Annotated in this window: 16 protein-coding genes; all 16 read left to right on the top strand. The window is 39.7% G+C overall.

Annotation, left to right across the window (positions count from 1 at the left end; genetic code table 11):
* Nucleotides 1-25 precede the first annotated feature (25 nt).
* The 16 genes from H5116_RS01955 (at nt 26) to cyoD (ending at nt 16285) form a co-directional block, all read left to right on the top strand.
* Nucleotides 26-637, top strand: coding sequence for an alpha-ketoglutarate-dependent dioxygenase AlkB (locus tag H5116_RS01955; protein WP_024596565.1), 612 nt, complete (start codon nt 26-28; stop codon nt 635-637).
* A 61-nt stretch (nt 638-698) separates the two neighbouring features.
* Nucleotides 699-1010 (top strand): BolA family transcriptional regulator, encoded by a 312-nt coding sequence (locus tag H5116_RS01950; RefSeq protein ID WP_024596564.1) that lies wholly within the window; start codon nt 699-701, stop codon nt 1008-1010.
* A gap of 113 nt (nt 1011-1123) precedes the next feature.
* A complete protein-coding gene (fabV, locus tag H5116_RS01945) occupies nt 1124-2317 on the top strand; it encodes an enoyl-ACP reductase FabV (protein ID WP_024596563.1) in 1194 nt (397 codons plus the stop codon).
* A gap of 628 nt (nt 2318-2945) precedes the next feature.
* Nucleotides 2946-4289: a Na(+)-translocating NADH-quinone reductase subunit A gene (locus H5116_RS01940; protein WP_024596562.1), complete on the top strand. Its 1344-nt coding sequence runs from the start codon at nt 2946-2948 to the stop codon at nt 4287-4289.
* A 4-nt stretch (nt 4290-4293) separates the two neighbouring features.
* Nucleotides 4294-5496 carry an NADH:ubiquinone reductase (Na(+)-transporting) subunit B gene (locus tag H5116_RS01935; protein ID WP_002958899.1) on the top strand — a complete coding sequence of 401 codons (1203 nt, stop codon included), beginning with the start codon at nt 4294-4296 and terminating at the stop codon, nt 5494-5496.
* Complete coding sequence (locus H5116_RS01930) at nt 5489-6241, top strand: Na(+)-translocating NADH-quinone reductase subunit C (protein WP_002958898.1); 753 nt, start codon at nt 5489-5491, stop codon at nt 6239-6241. Before H5116_RS01935 ends, H5116_RS01930 begins: the two co-directional genes overlap by 8 nt.
* Nucleotides 6241-6873 carry an NADH:ubiquinone reductase (Na(+)-transporting) subunit D gene (locus H5116_RS01925; protein ID WP_002958897.1) on the top strand — a complete coding sequence of 211 codons (633 nt, stop codon included), beginning with the start codon at nt 6241-6243 and terminating at the stop codon, nt 6871-6873. The genes H5116_RS01930 and H5116_RS01925 overlap by 1 nt, the downstream gene beginning before the upstream one ends.
* 10 nt (nt 6874-6883) lie before the next feature.
* Nucleotides 6884-7492 carry an NADH:ubiquinone reductase (Na(+)-transporting) subunit E gene (gene nqrE / locus H5116_RS01920; RefSeq protein WP_002958896.1) on the top strand — a complete coding sequence of 203 codons (609 nt, stop codon included), beginning with the start codon at nt 6884-6886 and terminating at the stop codon, nt 7490-7492.
* Nucleotides 7493-7510: 18 nt separating this feature from the next.
* Nucleotides 7511-8740 (top strand): NADH:ubiquinone reductase (Na(+)-transporting) subunit F, encoded by a 1230-nt coding sequence (nqrF, locus tag H5116_RS01915; RefSeq protein WP_002958895.1) that lies wholly within the window; start codon nt 7511-7513, stop codon nt 8738-8740.
* Nucleotides 8741-8849: 109 nt separating this feature from the next.
* On the top strand, nt 8850-9881 hold the full coding sequence (locus H5116_RS01910; protein WP_024596561.1) for an FAD:protein FMN transferase: 1032 nt from the start codon (nt 8850-8852) through the stop codon (nt 9879-9881).
* A 101-nt stretch (nt 9882-9982) separates the two neighbouring features.
* Nucleotides 9983-10195 (top strand): (Na+)-NQR maturation NqrM, encoded by a 213-nt coding sequence (gene nqrM / locus H5116_RS01905; protein ID WP_007376137.1) that lies wholly within the window; start codon nt 9983-9985, stop codon nt 10193-10195.
* Between the two features lie 1418 nt (nt 10196-11613).
* Nucleotides 11614-12033, top strand: coding sequence for a hypothetical protein (locus H5116_RS01900; RefSeq protein WP_002958097.1), 420 nt, complete (start codon nt 11614-11616; stop codon nt 12031-12033).
* Nucleotides 12034-12355: 322 nt separating this feature from the next.
* Nucleotides 12356-13315 (top strand): ubiquinol oxidase subunit II, encoded by a 960-nt coding sequence (cyoA, locus tag H5116_RS01895; protein ID WP_165723814.1) that lies wholly within the window; start codon nt 12356-12358, stop codon nt 13313-13315.
* Between the two features lie 2 nt (nt 13316-13317).
* Nucleotides 13318-15306, top strand: a complete 1989-nt coding sequence (gene cyoB, locus H5116_RS01890; RefSeq protein WP_024596558.1) for a cytochrome o ubiquinol oxidase subunit I — start codon at nt 13318-13320, stop codon at nt 15304-15306.
* The gene (gene cyoC, locus H5116_RS01885; protein WP_002958100.1) at nt 15303-15929 is read left to right on the top strand and encodes a cytochrome o ubiquinol oxidase subunit III; all 627 of its coding nucleotides are present in this window, start codon (nt 15303-15305) and stop codon (nt 15927-15929) included. Before cyoB ends, cyoC begins: the two co-directional genes overlap by 4 nt.
* On the top strand, nt 15929-16285 hold the full coding sequence (cyoD, locus tag H5116_RS01880) for a cytochrome o ubiquinol oxidase subunit IV (RefSeq protein WP_002958101.1): 357 nt from the start codon (nt 15929-15931) through the stop codon (nt 16283-16285). Before cyoC ends, cyoD begins: the two co-directional genes overlap by 1 nt.
* Nucleotides 16286-16294 lie beyond the last annotated feature (9 nt).

Genomic DNA, 16294 nt, shown 5'->3' with positions numbered 1-16294 from the left:
TAATCTAATGTAGGTAAATTCTAACATGCAACGGCAAAACGCCAACCCCCAACAGTTACCAAATGGCTTTTCTTATCAAAGTAGGGCACTTAGTGCACAAAAAAGCCTCGATCTATTTTATTATTTGCAAAAAAACCTACGTTGGCAGCAACCCGATGTAACTGTTTATGGTAAAACGGGGCCTATTCCACGGCTACAATGCTTCATGAGCGATTTAAATATTGAATACGGCTATTCAAGTAGTAAGCAAATAGTAGAGCCATGGGATGAATTGTTACTTAATATGAGAAGGCGTTTAGAGGCGCACTTAAATCAGCCTCTAAACTCATTACTCGTTAATTATTACCGAGATGGTAATGATACGATGGGCTGGCACAGTGATGATGAAATAGAGCTTGGTGATAAACCAACAATTGTGTGTGTCTCGCTAGGAGCTGATCGGGTTCTAAAGTTAAAGCACAAGGCGAGCAATAAAGTAACCGACTTAAAATTACAAAGTGGCAGCTGTTTAATAATGAATGGACATAGCCAGCGAGATTATCAACATGCAATACCTAAACAAACAACGCTTGCACATCCTCGAATAAGTTTAACTTACCGATTTATTAAGGACATTAAACAAAAGCAATTTAGTTAGCCAAGCGCTGCGTTAAATTGTTATAGTAAGTGTATAAATTAGCTAATTAAAACGGTCTTTTATGTCAATGCAGCAACAGATCCAAGAAAAAATAAGCAACGCTATTGCGTGTAAACATTTAAACGTAATTAACGAAAGCCATATGCACAGTGCGGGCACTGAATCACACTTTAAAGTAATAGTGGTTAGCGAAGGTTTTACAGGTAAACGTTTATTGCAGCGCCATCGTGAAATTAATGAAATTCTAAAAGATGAATTAGCAAATCATATTCATGCACTCGCAATTCATACATATACACCCGATGAGTATACAGAGCAGGGCGGCGAGGCACCTGATTCACCTAATTGTATGGGCGGCTCTAAATTAGCTTAAATAATTAATAGCGATTTGATTGTTACACTTGTGGTTAACTGATCAGATCAGTGTTTTTAGTATTAGCCTTTAAACTAGCGCTAATTTTTATTGTAAAAGATATAGGATGATCAATGGTCATTAAGCCTAAAATTCGTGGATTTATCTGCACAAACGCACATCCAGCTGGTTGTGCAGAGCATGTTCAAGAACAAATTAACTATGTAAAACAACAAGGCGCATTAAAAAATGCACCAAAAAATGTATTAGTTATTGGCGCATCAACAGGCTACGGCTTGGCTTCGCGCATTACAGCAGCGTTTGGTGGTGGTGCTAAAACATTAGGTATTTTCTTTGAAAAAGAAGGTACAGAACGCAAAACAGGCTCTGCTGGTTGGTACAATACCGCTGCTTTTCAAGATGCAGCAGACGAAGCAGGCCTTTGGTCTAAAAATATTAATGGCGATGCGTTTTCTAACGAAATTAAACAAAAAGCAATCGACACTATTAAAGCAGATTTGGGCAAAGTAGATTGTATTATTTACAGCTTAGCGTCTCCTCGTCGTACAGACCCAAATACGGGCGAAGTTTACTCATCTACGCTTAAACCAATTGGCAGTGCCGTTACTACTAAAAACTTAAATACATCAAAGCGTGAAATTGATGAAATTACTGTTGAAGCTGCAAACCAAGACGATATCGACAACACCATTAAAGTAATGGGCGGTGAAGATTGGGAAATGTGGATTGACGCATTAAAAGAAGCGGATGTATTAGCCGATAACTTTAAAACGACTGCGTACACTTATATTGGTAAAGAGCTAACATGGCCAATATACGGACACGCTACTATTGGTAAGGCTAAAGAAGATTTAGACCGTGCAACCGCTGCTATTAAAGAATCAACAAAAGATTTAAATGGTGAGGCATATGTTTCATCACTTAATGCTGTGGTAACGCAAGCAAGTTCTGCTATTCCTATTATGCCGTTATATATCTCTGCTTTATTTAAAGTTATGAAAGCAGATGGCACATACGAAGGCACTATTGAGCAAATTCACGCTTTATTTAGTGAAAACTTGTATGGTGAATCTCCTCGCTTTGACGACGGTGGACATTTATTCCAAAACTACAAAGAGCTAGAAGACGATGTACAAGCTCGCGTGCAAGCTGTTTGGGATAAAGTAGATACGAGCAGCATTGATGAGCTAACAGATTATGTTGGTTACCATAATGAGTTTTTACGCTTATTTGGTTTTGGTATAGATAGTGTTGACTACGATCAAGATGTAGATTCAGTTAAGCCAATTGCCAATATGATTGACTAACAGAACTTAGGGCCTGTTTATCTTTCGAGGTTAAATTTGCAGCAGCCTGTTTGGTATTTAGGCAAGACAGAGCCTATGTAGTGTGGTTATTCCCCATAAATGGGCGATGACGTGGAATAAATGCCAAACATGCGCTGCCCAAAGGGTTCTGCCTAGGGGCTATTTACTCTTTGTTGCTTGGTTTTTACTTAGCCCACTAGGTTACAAACCTCACGCCGCGATTAAATAGCCCCTAGATTGAACAAATTTTAATCCTGAAAGGTCAACAGGCCCTAGTTATAAAAGCCGCTATCGCGGCTTTTTTTGTATTATGCGATTTGTTGAATTTACGATGAAATCAGGAATGATAATTGCTTAGGCTACCACTTTGGTCTAGCTTGATTTTTATTTAATTCACTTAACAAAACTAAATAAGTGTTTCTGTCGTATAATTTTCATAAATACACTCGCATAGTCATCTAAAATGATGTTAAAATCTCGACAATATGTGATGAGTTTTACTACGTTGCTTGTTTGATATCTCTAGCAAGCTGCTCTTTTGTACCTTGATATAACTTGGAATAACTCAAATGGCGACGTGGTTGATACGATTTTTCAGTTTCTTTCCTTTAATGTAATGCAAGTGCGTATGATCAACATAAAAAAAGGTCTGGATTTACCCTTAGAGGGCGCGCCACAGCAAGTTATACATGACGGTTCTGCTGTCAAACGTGTAGCTGTGCTTGGCGAAGAGTTTATCGGTATGCGTCCAACCATGCATGTTCGTGTGGATGACCAAGTCAAAAAAGGCCAGGTACTTTTTGAAGATAAAAAGAACCCAGGCGTCCTATTTACTGCTCCAGCTTCTGGTACAGTAAAAGAAATAAATCGTGGTGCTAAACGTGTGCTGCAATCTGTTGTTATTGAAGTAGCAGGCAGTGAGCAAATCACCTTTGACTCTTTCAAAGCAGACGAGCTTCCGAGCTTAGAGCGCGAAAAAGCCAAAGAAGTACTTATCCAGTCTGGTCAATGGACAGCACTTCGTGTTCGCCCATTCAGCAAAGTAGCGGCTGTGGATGCAAATCCTAGTTCTATTTTTGTGACCGCAATCGACACAAACCCATTAGCTGCAGATCCTGCAGTAATTATTGCAGAAAATGCGCAAGCATTTGAAGCGGGTCTTGCAGTTGTTTCGCGTTTGACCGATGGCAAAGTATTTGTGTGTAAAAAAGCAGGCAGCCAAGTTCCTAGCTCATCTATAGCTCAAGTAGAAGTACATGAGTTTGGTGGTGTGCATCCGGCTGGCCTCGTTGGCACTCATATCCATCATCTTGATGCAGTTTCTGTTAGCAAACAAGTTTGGCATATTGGTTACCAAGACGTTATTGCGTATGGTCACTTATTCCTTACTGGTGAAATTTACACAAATCGTGTTATTTCGCTTGCAGGTCCTCGCGTTAAAAACCCACGTTTAGTGAAAACACAATTAGGTGCTTCATTGGATGATTTAGTGGCTGGTGAGTTAGAAGACGGAGATAACCGCGTTATTTCTGGTTCTGTTCTATCGGGTTCTATTTCAAACGGTGTTCATGCATTCTTAGGTCGTTACCACGTTCAAGTATCTGTTTTACTTGAAGGTCGCGAAAAAGAATTGTTTGGCTGGATTGCACCAGGTAGTGATAAATTCTCTGTAACGCGTACATTCCTTTCTCACCTTGCACCAAGTCGTTTATTTAAAATGACAACGTCAACAGGTGGTTCAAAACGTGCCATGGTACCAATTGGTAGCTACGAGCGCGTAATGCCGTTAGATATTTTGCCTACTCTATTATTACGTGACTTAATTGCACGTGATTTAGACAGTGCAATTTCATTGGGCGCGCTTGAACTTGATGAAGAAGATTTAGCGTTATGTACCTTCGTTTGTCCAGGCAAATACGAGTATGGTTCTATCCTACGCGATTGCTTAACTACGATCGAGAAGGAAGGCTAGAGAGATGGGTTTAAAAAAATATCTAGAAGATATCGAGCCGAATTTTGAAGCCGGTGGTAAATATGAAAAGTTTTATGCACTGTATGAAGCAGCTGCAACTATTTTTTATACACCAGGCTACGTAAATAAAGGCGCGACACACGTACGCGATAACATCGACCTAAAACGTATGATGATTTTAGTGTGGATGGCGACGTTCCCAGCTATGTTTTTTGGTATGTTCAATATCGGTCATCAGGCCGCTGGTGCTTTAGCACAAGGTTTTGAACTAGCAAACACGTGGCAAGTTGGTTTGTTCCAGTTATTCGGTGGCGAGTTAACCGCTGATGCAGGCTGGGGCGCTAAGATGTTCTATGGAGCATGTTTCTTCTTACCTATCTACGCTGTAACATTTGCAGTAGGTGGTTTCTGGGAAGTTATATTTGCTTCAGTGCGTAAGCATGAAATTAACGAAGGTTTCTTCGTTACTTCTGTATTATTCGCACTTATTTTGCCAGCAACTATTCCTTTATGGCAAGTTGCGTTAGGTATTACGTTTGGTGTAGTAATCGCTAAAGAAATCTTTGGTGGTACTGGCCGTAACTTCTTAAACCCTGCTTTAGCCGGTCGTGCATTTTTATTCTTTGCATACCCAGCTCAAATCTCAGGTGACACAGTATGGACAGCAGTAGATTCTTTCTCTGGTGCAACTATGCTAGGCCAAGCATTTGCTGGCACACTTGACTTTGCAAACATGGAATTATGGTGGAATGCGTTTTATGGTTTCATTCAAGGTTCTGTAGGTGAAACATCTACACTTGCATTATTAGTAGGTGGTTTGTTCTTAATTTACGTTCGTATCGCTTCTTGGCGCATCGTACTAGGTGTATTCCTAGGTATGGTAGCAACTGCATTTTTATTAAATGCTGTTGGCTCAGAAACTAACCCTGTATTTGCAATGCCTTGGTATTGGCATTTCGTACTTGGTGGCTTTGCGTTTGGTATGTTCTTTATGGCTACTGACCCTGTATCAGCTGCATTTACTGACAAAGGTAAATTAGCATATGGTCTACTAATTGGCTTTATGGTGGTTATGATACGTGTTGTGAATCCTGCTTTCCCAGAAGGCATGATGCTAGCAATCTTATTTGCTAACTTGTTCGCTCCACTGTTCGATCACTTTGTAGTGCAGGCTAATATTAAGCGGAGGTTGGCACGTAATGTCTAGTAATAACGAATCAATCGGCAAAACGTTATCAGTTGTTGTAGCACTATGTTTAGTGTGTGCAATCATTGTATCGTTTGCTTCTGTACAGCTTCGTCCTTTACAGCAAGCTAATAAAAACAAAGATATTCAAAGCAATATCTTAGCTGCTGCGGGCATCGACAAAGTTGAAAATGTTCTTGAAACATTTGATGCAAAAATCGAAGCGCGCGTTGTAAACATGACTACAGGTGAGTTTGTAGATACAGACCCAACAATCTTTGACTTTGAAAAAAGCAAATATGATGCAGCGCTAAGTGTTTCTCTTCAAGAGAAAGGCGTTAAAGATATTGCTGGTATTCAACGTGTGACTAAAGAGTCACCGGTGTATATCTCTAAAAAAGAAGATGGCTCAGTTGATGCAATCATTCTTCCTATCCAAGGCTACGGCTTATGGGGCTTGATGTACGGTTTTATCTCGCTTGAAAGCGATGGTGAAACAGTTAAGGGCATTATCTTTTACAAGCATAATGAAACCCCAGGTCTTGGTGGCGAAATCCAAAATCCACAGTGGACTGCTACATGGGAAGGTAAAGAACTTCCAATTCAAATTGTTAAAGGTACTGCGGGCAATGATGAGCATAAGATCGATGGTCTTTCAGGTGCTACATTAACGTCTAACGGTGTTGATCATGCAGTTGACTTTTGGACTGGCGAAAATGGCTTTGGCCCTTTCCTTGCGAAAGTACGTAAAGGAGCATTGAAATAATGGCTGATACTAAAGAAATGAAGGCGGTCCTATTTGGCCCGGTTTTAGCTAACAACCCAATCGCACTACAAGTACTTGGTATTTGTTCTGCGCTAGCGGTAACGTCTAGCTTAAAAAATGCGTTAATTATGTCAATCGCATTGACACTTGTAACTGCGTTTTCGAGCTTCTTTATCTCGCTTATTCGTAACCAGATCCCATCATCTGTACGTATCATCGTACAAATGACAATTATCGCATCATTGGTAATCGTTGTTGACCAAGTATTACAGGCATTTTCTTATGCTACTGCAAAAGAGCTTTCTGTATTCGTTGGTCTAATCATTACTAACTGTATCGTAATGGGTCGTGCTGAAGCATACGCGATGAAGTCGCCACCACTTATGTCATTCCTTGACGGTATTGGTAACGGCTTAGGTTACTCTGTAGTACTACTTACTGTTGGTTTCATTCGTGAGCTATTTGGTAAGGGTTCACTATTCGGTGTTGATATTATCCCATTAGTACAAGATGGCGGTTGGTATCAGCCTATGGGTCTATTGATCTTACCACCGAGTGCATTCTTCATCATTGGTTTATTCATATGGGTACTGCGTACTTATAAGAAAGACCAAGTAGAAGCTAAAGCGTAAGGGGCAAATAGTGGAACATTATATTAGTTTATTTGTAAAAGCCGTTTTTATTGAGAACTTAGCGTTGTCATTCTTCTTAGGCATGTGTACTTTTTTAGCGGTATCTAAAAAAGTAACTACATCAATTGGCCTAGGTATAGCGGTTATAGTTGTATTGGGTATTTCTGTACCTGTAAACAACTTGGTTTATCATGCGGTACTTGCACCTGGTTCACTAACTTGGTTAGGTTACCCAGATGCAGATCTTAGCTTTTTACGTTTCTTAACTTTCATTGGTGTTATTGCAGCACTTGTGCAAATTCTTGAAATGGCGTTAGATAAGTTTTTCCCTGCACTATACAACGCGTTAGGTATCTTCTTACCACTTATCACAGTTAACTGTGCAATATTTGGTGCGGTATCATTCATGGTTGAGCGTAACTATAACTTCGGCGAGTCTGTTGTTTATGGTATTGGCGCTGGTGTTGGTTGGGCACTTGCAATTACATTACTTGCAGGTATCCGTGAGAAACTGAAATACTCAGACGTGCCTGACGGCTTACGTGGTTTAGGTATTACCTTCATCACTGTTGGTTTAATGGGACTTGGCTTTATGTCATTCTCTGGTATTTCACTGTAAAGGTAGCGAGGATAAACCATGGATTATCAGATTTTCTTAGGCGTTGGTGTTTTTATCGCTATCGTTGTACTACTGGTTTTAGTCATCATTGGTGCTAAATCTCAGTTAGTTGCAAGTGGCGATATTATCATCGGCATTAATGGCGACCCAGATAAAGCCATTAAAACATCAGCAGGTAGTAAGCTTTTAGGCGCACTATCTGAGTCAGGTATATTTGTATCATCTGCTTGTGGTGGCGGTGGCTCTTGTGGTCAGTGTCGTGTACACATTAAAGAAGGTGGTGGTGATATTCTGCCAACTGAGCTTGATCACATATCTAAAGGTGAAGCCCGTGAAGGCTGCCGTTTAGCGTGTCAGGTAAATGTTAAAAATGACATGGAAATTGAACTTGAAGAGTCAATTTTCGGTGTTAAGAAGTGGGATTGTGAAGTTATCTCTAATGATAACAAAGCAACGTTCATCAAAGAACTTAAGCTGCAAATTCCAGATGGCGAGTCAGTGCCGTTTCGTGCGGGTGGTTACATCCAAATCGAAGCTCCACCTCACCATGTTAAATATGCAGATTTCGATGTTCCTGAAGAGTATCGTGGCGACTGGAACCATTTTGGTTTCTTCGATCTGGAGTCAAAAGTAGACGAAGAAACAATTCGTGCTTACTCAATGGCTAACTACCCAGAAGAAGAAGGCATCATTATGCTTAACGTGCGTATTGCTGCTCCACCTCCAAGAAACCTTAGCTTGCCATGTGGTAAAATGTCTTCGTACATTTGGTCACTTAAAGAAGGCGACAAGGTAACTATTTCGGGCCCATTTGGTGAGTTCTTTGCTAAAGACACTGACGCAGAAATGGTATTTGTTGGTGGTGGTGCTGGTATGGCGCCAATGCGTTCTCATATCTTTGACCAACTTAAACGTTTGAACTCTAAACGTAAGATGAGTTTTTGGTATGGTGCACGTTCTGAGCGTGAAATGTTCTACGTAGAAGATTTTGACGGCCTAGCCGCTGAAAATCCTAACTTCGTATGGCATACAGCACTTTCAGATCCACAGCCTGAAGATAACTGGGAAGGCTATACTGGCTTTATCCATAACGTGTTATTTGAGAACTATCTTAAAGATCACGAAGCGCCTGAAGATTGTGAGTACTACATGTGTGGTCCTCCAATGATGAATGCGGCAGTTATTACTATGCTTAAAGATTTAGGTGTTGAAGACGAAAATATCTTACTAGATGACTTCGGTGGCTAACACTAATACCAAAACAGTTTAGTTTTGGTTAAAATACCAGCCTCGTAGCACTTGTGTTACGAGGCTTTTTTTATTCTTTAATTTTATCAATCTATTAAGTAGAGCTGTTATGAATCGAGTAAGTACTTCACAGGGCATAATGGCCTTTTTACTAATTACACTGACTGTATTATTGTCTGGGTGTGGTGAAAAGCCAGAGTTAAAAGAAACCTTTTTAGAAGGTAAGACTATGGGTACCACTTATCATATTAAATATTATGATGAGCAAGCCCAGCTATCGGCTTCACAACTACAGCTGCAAATAGACGCTGTTTTAAAAGATGTGAACCAATCTATGTCTACTTACATAGAAGACTCTGAAATAAATACATTTAACAGATTACCTGCAAATCAAGTCATGCCAATTAGCGAAGATTTTAGGGCTGTTATAAGCGAGTCTATTCGCTTGGGTGAATCGACTAAAACACTCGACGTAACAATGGGGCCTTTAATTGATTTATGGGGCTTTGGGCCTGATAAAAAACCAACTAATCGCCCAAGTGATGAAGAGCTTGCAAGTATGGTTGAAAAAATAGGTATTGATAAACTTATCTTAAATGAGCAAGGACTGGCTAAAACAGTTAATGGACTGGAGCTTTCTTTTTCGGCAACAGCTAAGGGCTATGGTATTGATAAAGTTGCCCAGTTATTAGAAAGCCACGACATTACTAATTACATGGTTGAGATTGGTGGTGAGCTGCGTATAGCAGGTGAAAAGCCAAATAATCAGGATTGGAAAATCGCGATTGAGCAACCAGATGCGCAACCTGGAGAGCGTAAGGTACACCGTGTCTTATCGCCAGGTACAAGTGGTATAGCGACATCGGGTGATTACCGTATTTTTTATAAAATGGATGGCGAGATCTATACCCACTTAATTGATCCAGCAACAGGTATGCCTATTAAGCACGACTTAGTGTCGGTAACTGTGCTTCATCCAAGCGCTATGACGGCAGATGGTTTAGCGACGGCACTTACTGTAATGGGGATGCAAAAAGCGCAAGCTTATGCTGAACAACATGATTTACCGGTTTATTTAATAGGTAAATCAAAAGAGGGTTTAGTTACCTACTCAAGCCCAGCATTTAAGCCTTATTTATAGTATGGTGCTGACTTGTTTATTTCCGTGTTATTTGGGTATATAATAGCAGTCGCTCAAAAATATTTGAGTTTAATTTATTGCTGATCAATAGGGGCTAAGCAATGTCACTTTTTCTTCTTACTTTTGGCTTACTAATTTTGATAGTTTCGGCTATGGCCGTTGGTATGATCGTGCAAAAAAAATCTATGGCAAGCAGCTGTGGTGGTTTAGGTTCGGTTGGTATTGATAAAGCCTGTGATTGCGATGATCCATGTGATAAACGCAAAAACCGTTTAGCAAAAGAGCAAGCCTGGAAAGAAAACCAAATTATTTAAGCCTGTCTTAAATATTAAAAAGCGCTTTATAGCGCTTTTTTTGTGCCTGTAAAACGCCTTCGCATCATAACTTCCAAAGCAATCCAATCTAAATGTATTAGACAAAGGTATATAGTTTAGTTTTTTTCACCTATTAGGTTTATTTTTCTCGTTTGTCAAATTGGAGCTAACACTCTAAAGTTTAACCATAGACAAAGAGCAAGGCTCTCGTCATAAGCTTGAGGCATAAGTTAGCCTCGCTTAAAAGAATCTTTATATTGTGTGTGAAGATGTTGTCAGTGTGAAAGGCAACTCAAGTTTGGTGGTGACTGAGTTTGAGTTGTTTTTATTCCCTACAATTGCTACGCAGTGTAAGCCAAGAATCTTTATATTGTGTGTGAAGATGTTGTCAGTGTGAAAGGCAACTCAAGTTTGGTGGTGACTGAGTTTGAGTTGTTTTTATTCCCTACAATTGCCACGCAGTGTAAGCCAAGAATCTTTATATTGTGTGTGAAGATGTTGTCAGTGTGAAAGGCAACTCAAGTTCGGTGGTGACTGAGTTTGAGTTGTTTTTATTCCCTACAATTGCCACGCAGTGTAAACCAAAAATCTTTATATTGTGTGTGAAGATGTCGTCAGTGTGAAAGGCAACTCAAGTTCGGTGGATTCACTTCCATAAAGAACGAGTTTGAGTTGTTTTTATTCCCTACAATTGCCACGTAATGTAAACCAAAAATCTTTATATTGTGTGTGAAGATGTTGTCAGTGTGAAAGGCAACTCAAGTTCGGTGGATTCACTTCCATAAAGAACGAGTTTGAGTTGTTTTTATTCCCTACAATTGCCACGTAGTGTAAACCAAGAATCTTTATATTGTGTGTGAAGATGTTGTCAGTGTGAAAGGCGGCTCAAGTTCGGTGGTGACTTAGCTTGAGTTGTTTTTATTCCCTACAATTGCCACGTAGTGTAAACCAAGAATCTTTATATTGTGTGTGAAGATGTTGTCAGTGTGAAAGGCGGCTCAAGTTCGGTGGTGACTGAATTTGGGCTGTTTTTATTTGTGCCACACAATTATTACTCCCTCCTAAAAACCTATAATCCTATTAAATATTTCTCTTTAAATCGTTTTTTATTTTAGCTAACCGAATGTTTTTTATCGTGTTATTTTTTATTAACAAAATAGCTTCGAAAGCTTAACTCAAATTAATTGATTTTTAGTTGAACAGAAAATTCTCTTTGTTATACTCACGTTCGAACTTTCAGTAAGTTTTGAAAGTTTGGTTGATACGGATCAATTTTCGCTAGGTAAATATGTGCTAGCTGGATTTGATTGTATTTAGCACCTGGTTTTAGGGTTTACAACAGCAATGTTTTTTAAATTTTTCCATTGCAAACTGTATTACTCTAATTTTGTTATAGTCATTTTAGTAGGTTAATGCCTTTGAACACACTTTCTTTGCATCATACAGCTACGGAACTTGCCTCTGGCGAGCCGCAGACGTGTGAACGCTTGAATAAAGCAGGCAAGGGCGTGTGTGTAGCTATAACTTTATTAGTGTTTAATACTGTAATGTTGCTAAGCGGTGCACTAGAGGATGCCTTCAAGCTTGAAGCGCTATTAAGTGATGGGTTTATTGTAGAGCCACTGTTACTTAATCTTGCGCAATTTTTAGCTCATCCGATCATATCAAGTCAGTTACTTATTGGCCTTTGTTGGTTATTGTTCCATATTTGTCCAGCGCGTCGTGCTGGCATAATCCTCCGTAAAGCAGCCTTTGCTTTTAGCGAGGCTAAAGTTCTTCAGCCTGTGATCTCTTCACATGGTTGTCGTGCTCCACCTAGCTTTACAGGTTGCCTGTAACGCTGCATCTTGTTGCTGGTTTTAATTATTTGTTCTTGCTGTAAATAATTAAGGTTAGCTAAAACAAAGTAGCTTCGTGTTTCTTTAAACACATTTCAGCCAACCACCACTCACCCAAGTTAACTTTTATTACGTTATATAAATGCGTTTAGAAAGCTGGGTTTGTTGCTAGGTCATTAATGGCATGAGCTTTAGGTTTTTTTGAATAGCCCCCTTATTTTTATAATTTAATTCTAGTTAACTTGGGTTTTTATTGAAAAATCGTTGCTTTGGTTTTTATTTTAAGCAGCAAATTGAAACTCTAGGTTTGTAGGATACTCCCTTGTTAATTCGTAACCTTTGTAATATTGCTTTAGCTAGTACAGTGCTGGCGTTGTCAGGCTGTAAAGGCGGGATACTCGATCCAAAAGGGCAAATAGGCATTGATGAGAAAAATTTAATCATCATCGCAACCGTGCTTATGTTGCTTGTAGTCGTTCCCGTTATTGTGATGACTTTGTATTTCGCTTGGAAATATAGAGACACTCAAAACCAAGAAATTTATGCTCCAAAATGGGCTCATTCAAATAAAATTGAAGCCGTTGTTTGGGCTGTTCCTATTGTTATTGTAATCATTTTAGGTGTTATTACCTGGCAGTCTACCCAAGACTTAGACCCCTATAAACCCATTGAAGGTAAAGGTGAACATCTTACTGTTGAAGTGGTTTCACTAAACTGGAAGTGGCTATTTATATATCCTGAGCAAGGTATTGCTACGGTTAATGAATTAGTGTTCCCAGCAAATGTACCTGTTGAATATAAAATCACCTCAGAGAGCACAATGAATTCATTTTTTATTCCGCAATTGGGTAGTCAAATATACTCAATGGCTGGGATGGAAACCAAGCTTCACTTAATTGCAAATGAGCCAGGTACGTTTAAAGGCTTTTCAGCAAATTACAGCGGCGCAGGTTTCACTGGCATGAAATTTAATGCCATTGCTACACCTACTCAAGCAGACTTTGATAAGTGGGTGAGTGATGTGAAAGCGAATTCAAGCGCTAATAACCTGACTCATGCAAATTATGTTGAGCTTGCAAAAGCAAGTGAAAATAACCCAGTAGCATATTACGGAAAAGTTGATGACGGCTTATTTCATACCATTGTTATGAAGTATATGCAGGCGCATGGCGATATGAATAAAAAACACCATGCATTGGGCGAACATGGGCAAATGAGTAAAAAGCATCATGAAATGAGTGAGCACTCAATGCCTTCATCTCACAGCCAAGGCGAGGAATAATAATGTCGTTATTAGGTAATCTTTCACTCGACGCAATTCCGTTTCATGAGCCAATTCTTGTGTTCACGATGTCGGTTATTGCGATAGCTGGGCTTATTATTGCCGGGCTTATTACAAAGTATAAAAAATGGGGCGTGCTTTGGCGCGACTGGATCACGTCTGTTGATCACAAACGCTTAGGCGTAATGTATATTCTTTTAGCACTAATAATGCTGTTTCGTGGTTTTTCTGATGCAATAATGATGCGTGCGCAGTTGGCACTTGCTACCAGTGGTGCGCCAGGTTATTTACCACCAGAACACTACGACCAAATATTTACTGCCCACGGCGTAATCATGATCATATTTATGGCAATGCCATTTATGATTGGTCTAATGAACATTGTATTACCACTTCAAATTGGTGCTCGCGATGTTGCTTTTCCATTTTTAAATAATTTAAGTTTTTGGTTTACAGCCAGTGGTGCAATTTTAATTAACTTATCACTTGTATTTGGTGAATTTGCAAAAACAGGTTGGGTGGCATATCCGCCGCTTTCGGAGCTGACCTTTAGCCCTGGGGTGGGGGTCGATTATTATATTTGGGCCTTGCAAATATCCGGGCTCGGTACACTTCTAACAGCCGTAAACTTTTTAGCAACCGTGTTTAAAATGCGTGCACCAGGTATGACCCTAATGAAAATGCCAATTTTTACATGGGCATGTACATGGGCAAACATCTTAATTGCAGCATCATTCCCAATTTTAACTGCTGTACTTGCAATGCTAACGCTTGACCGTTATCTAGACTTCCACTTCTTTACCAATGAATTGGGCGGTAACGCCATGATGTACATCAACCTGTTTTGGGCATGGGGTCACCCTGAGGTATACATATTAGTATTACCAGCGTTTGGTATTTTTTCTGAAATTATTTCGACCTTTGCCGGTAAACGTTTGTTTGGTTACAAATCGATGGTTTATGCCAGCGGTGCAATCTCAATTTTAGGCTTTATTGTTTGGTTACATCACTTCTTTACTATGGGCTCAAGTGCTAACGTTAACGCGTTCTTTGGGGTAATGACTATGGTTATTGCCGTACCAACTGGGGTTAAGTTGTTTAACTGGTTATTTACTATTTACCGAGGTCGTTTACGTATAAGTGTACCGGTACTTTGGACTCTTGGCTTTATGGTTACCTTTACCGTAGGCGGTATGACCGGTGTATTACTTGCCATTCCTGGCGCCGATTATGTACTGCATAACAGCTTATTCTTAATTGCACATTTCCATAACACAATTATTGGTGGTGCTGTGTTTGGTTACCTGGCCGGTTTTGTATTTTGGTTCCCTAAAGCAATGGGCTTTAAACTTAATGAAAAATGGGGCAAAGCATCATTTTGGTGTTGGATTATTGGTTTCTTCGTAGCATTTATGCCGCTGTACGTACTTGGTTTCTTAGGTATGACACGTCGCTTAAACCACACTAACAACCCAGATTGGAACATGTGGTTATACATTGCCGCAGGCGGTGCTGTAATTATTATGTTTGGTATTATCAGCCAAGTAATTCAATTATATGTGAGCTTTAGAGACCGTGAAGCGCTTGATGATACAACAGGCGATCCGTGGAACGGCCACACACTTGAGTGGGCTACAAGTTCACCTCCGCAAATTTATAACTTTGCAACAATTCCACATATCGATGATATTGATGCATGGACCGATATGAAAGAAAAAGGTCAAGCATATCAAGATAAAGCAAACTACAGCCCTATTCATATGCCTAAAAACACATCAGCTGGCGTGTTAATGGCAGCAAGTTTAACAGTATTTTGTTTTGCAATGATTTGGCATATTTGGTGGTTAGCTGTGGTTGGACTAGTAGGCGGAATTGCTATATTTATCAAACGTTGTTACACCAGCGATGTAGATTACTATATACAACCTGATGAAATTGCACGCATTGAAGCTGCATATAATTCAAGTGGCGTTAAGGAGTTAAAAGCGTGAGTACACTTTCTGCAAATTTAGACTCTGTATCACACGATGATCATGCCCACGCGCATGATCACCACGATACTTCGGGTGATACCGTATTTGGTTTTTGGTTATACCTAATGACCGATTGCCTACTGTTTGCCTCGTTTTTTGCCACTTACGCTGTGTTATTTATGAACACAGCCGGTGGCGTATCGGGTAAAGATATTTTTGAACTCGACTTTGTAGCAGTAGAAACTGCAGCACTACTGATTAGTAGTATTACTTTTGGTTTTGCCATGATTGCCGCTCAAGGGCAAAAAAAGGCACTAACACTGACTTGGTTATTTGTTACGTTTTGTTTAGGTGCTGTGTTTATTGGTATGGAAGTATACGAATTTCATCACCTAATTGTGCATGGCAATGGTCCACAACAAAGTGCCTTTTTAACATCGTTTTTCTCATTAGTTGGCTTACATGGTTTACATGTAACAGCGGGTCTAATTTGGATGACCATAATGATGATTGAAGTTGCTAAACGCGGCTTAGGTAAAGCAACCGTAACGCGTTTAAGCTGCTTAAGCCTATTTTGGCACTTCTTAGACATTGTCTGGATTTGTGTATTTACCGTTGTTTATTTAATGGGAGCAATGTAATGAGCCACAGCGAAACGCATGCGTTAAAGCAAACGCAAAGTGATCATCATGATGAATCTCATGGCAGTGTTAAAACTTACTTAATTGGCTTTGTGCTATCGGTAATTTTAACTGCTATACCGTTTTACATGGTAATGGAAGGTGACTTCTCAAAAGCAACAACGCTTTGGAGCATTGTTACTTTAGCAATCGTACAAATTTGGGTGCATTTAAAATACTTTTTACACCTTAATTTTACCACCGAAGATGGCCGTGCAAGTACTTTTTCATTCCTATTCAGTGCTCTGATCATCGTAATGGTTGTTGGGTTATCTGTTTGGATCATTTATGAATCTAACGCAATGATGATGTACTAGGAGTTGAAG

This window comes from Pseudoalteromonas sp. SG45-2 (assembly GCF_014164115.1).
In the GTDB taxonomy this organism is placed as follows: domain Bacteria; phylum Pseudomonadota; class Gammaproteobacteria; order Enterobacterales; family Alteromonadaceae; genus Pseudoalteromonas; species Pseudoalteromonas distincta.
This window is presented reverse-complemented; position numbering and strand designations above follow the sequence as displayed.

Excerpts from the sequence above, each read along its gene's own strand:
- H5116_RS01955 (WP_024596565.1), top strand. The coding sequence starts at position 26 with ATGCAACGGCAAAACGCCAACCCCCAACAGTTACCAAATGGCTTTTCT.
- H5116_RS01950 (WP_024596564.1), top strand. The coding sequence starts at position 699 with ATGTCAATGCAGCAACAGATCCAAGAAAAAATAAGCAACGCTATTGCG.
- fabV (WP_024596563.1), top strand. The coding sequence starts at position 1,124 with ATGGTCATTAAGCCTAAAATTCGTGGATTTATCTGCACAAACGCACAT.
- H5116_RS01940 (WP_024596562.1), top strand. The coding sequence starts at position 2,946 with ATGATCAACATAAAAAAAGGTCTGGATTTACCCTTAGAGGGCGCGCCA.
- H5116_RS01935 (WP_002958899.1), top strand. The coding sequence starts at position 4,294 with ATGGGTTTAAAAAAATATCTAGAAGATATCGAGCCGAATTTTGAAGCC.
- H5116_RS01930 (WP_002958898.1), top strand. The coding sequence starts at position 5,489 with ATGTCTAGTAATAACGAATCAATCGGCAAAACGTTATCAGTTGTTGTA.
- H5116_RS01925 (WP_002958897.1), top strand. The coding sequence starts at position 6,241 with ATGGCTGATACTAAAGAAATGAAGGCGGTCCTATTTGGCCCGGTTTTA.
- nqrF (WP_002958895.1), top strand. The coding sequence starts at position 7,511 with ATGGATTATCAGATTTTCTTAGGCGTTGGTGTTTTTATCGCTATCGTT.
- H5116_RS01910 (WP_024596561.1), top strand. The coding sequence starts at position 8,850 with ATGAATCGAGTAAGTACTTCACAGGGCATAATGGCCTTTTTACTAATT.
- nqrM (WP_007376137.1), top strand. The coding sequence starts at position 9,983 with ATGTCACTTTTTCTTCTTACTTTTGGCTTACTAATTTTGATAGTTTCG.
- cyoB (WP_024596558.1), top strand. The coding sequence starts at position 13,318 with ATGTCGTTATTAGGTAATCTTTCACTCGACGCAATTCCGTTTCATGAG.
- cyoD (WP_002958101.1), top strand. The coding sequence starts at position 15,929 with ATGAGCCACAGCGAAACGCATGCGTTAAAGCAAACGCAAAGTGATCAT.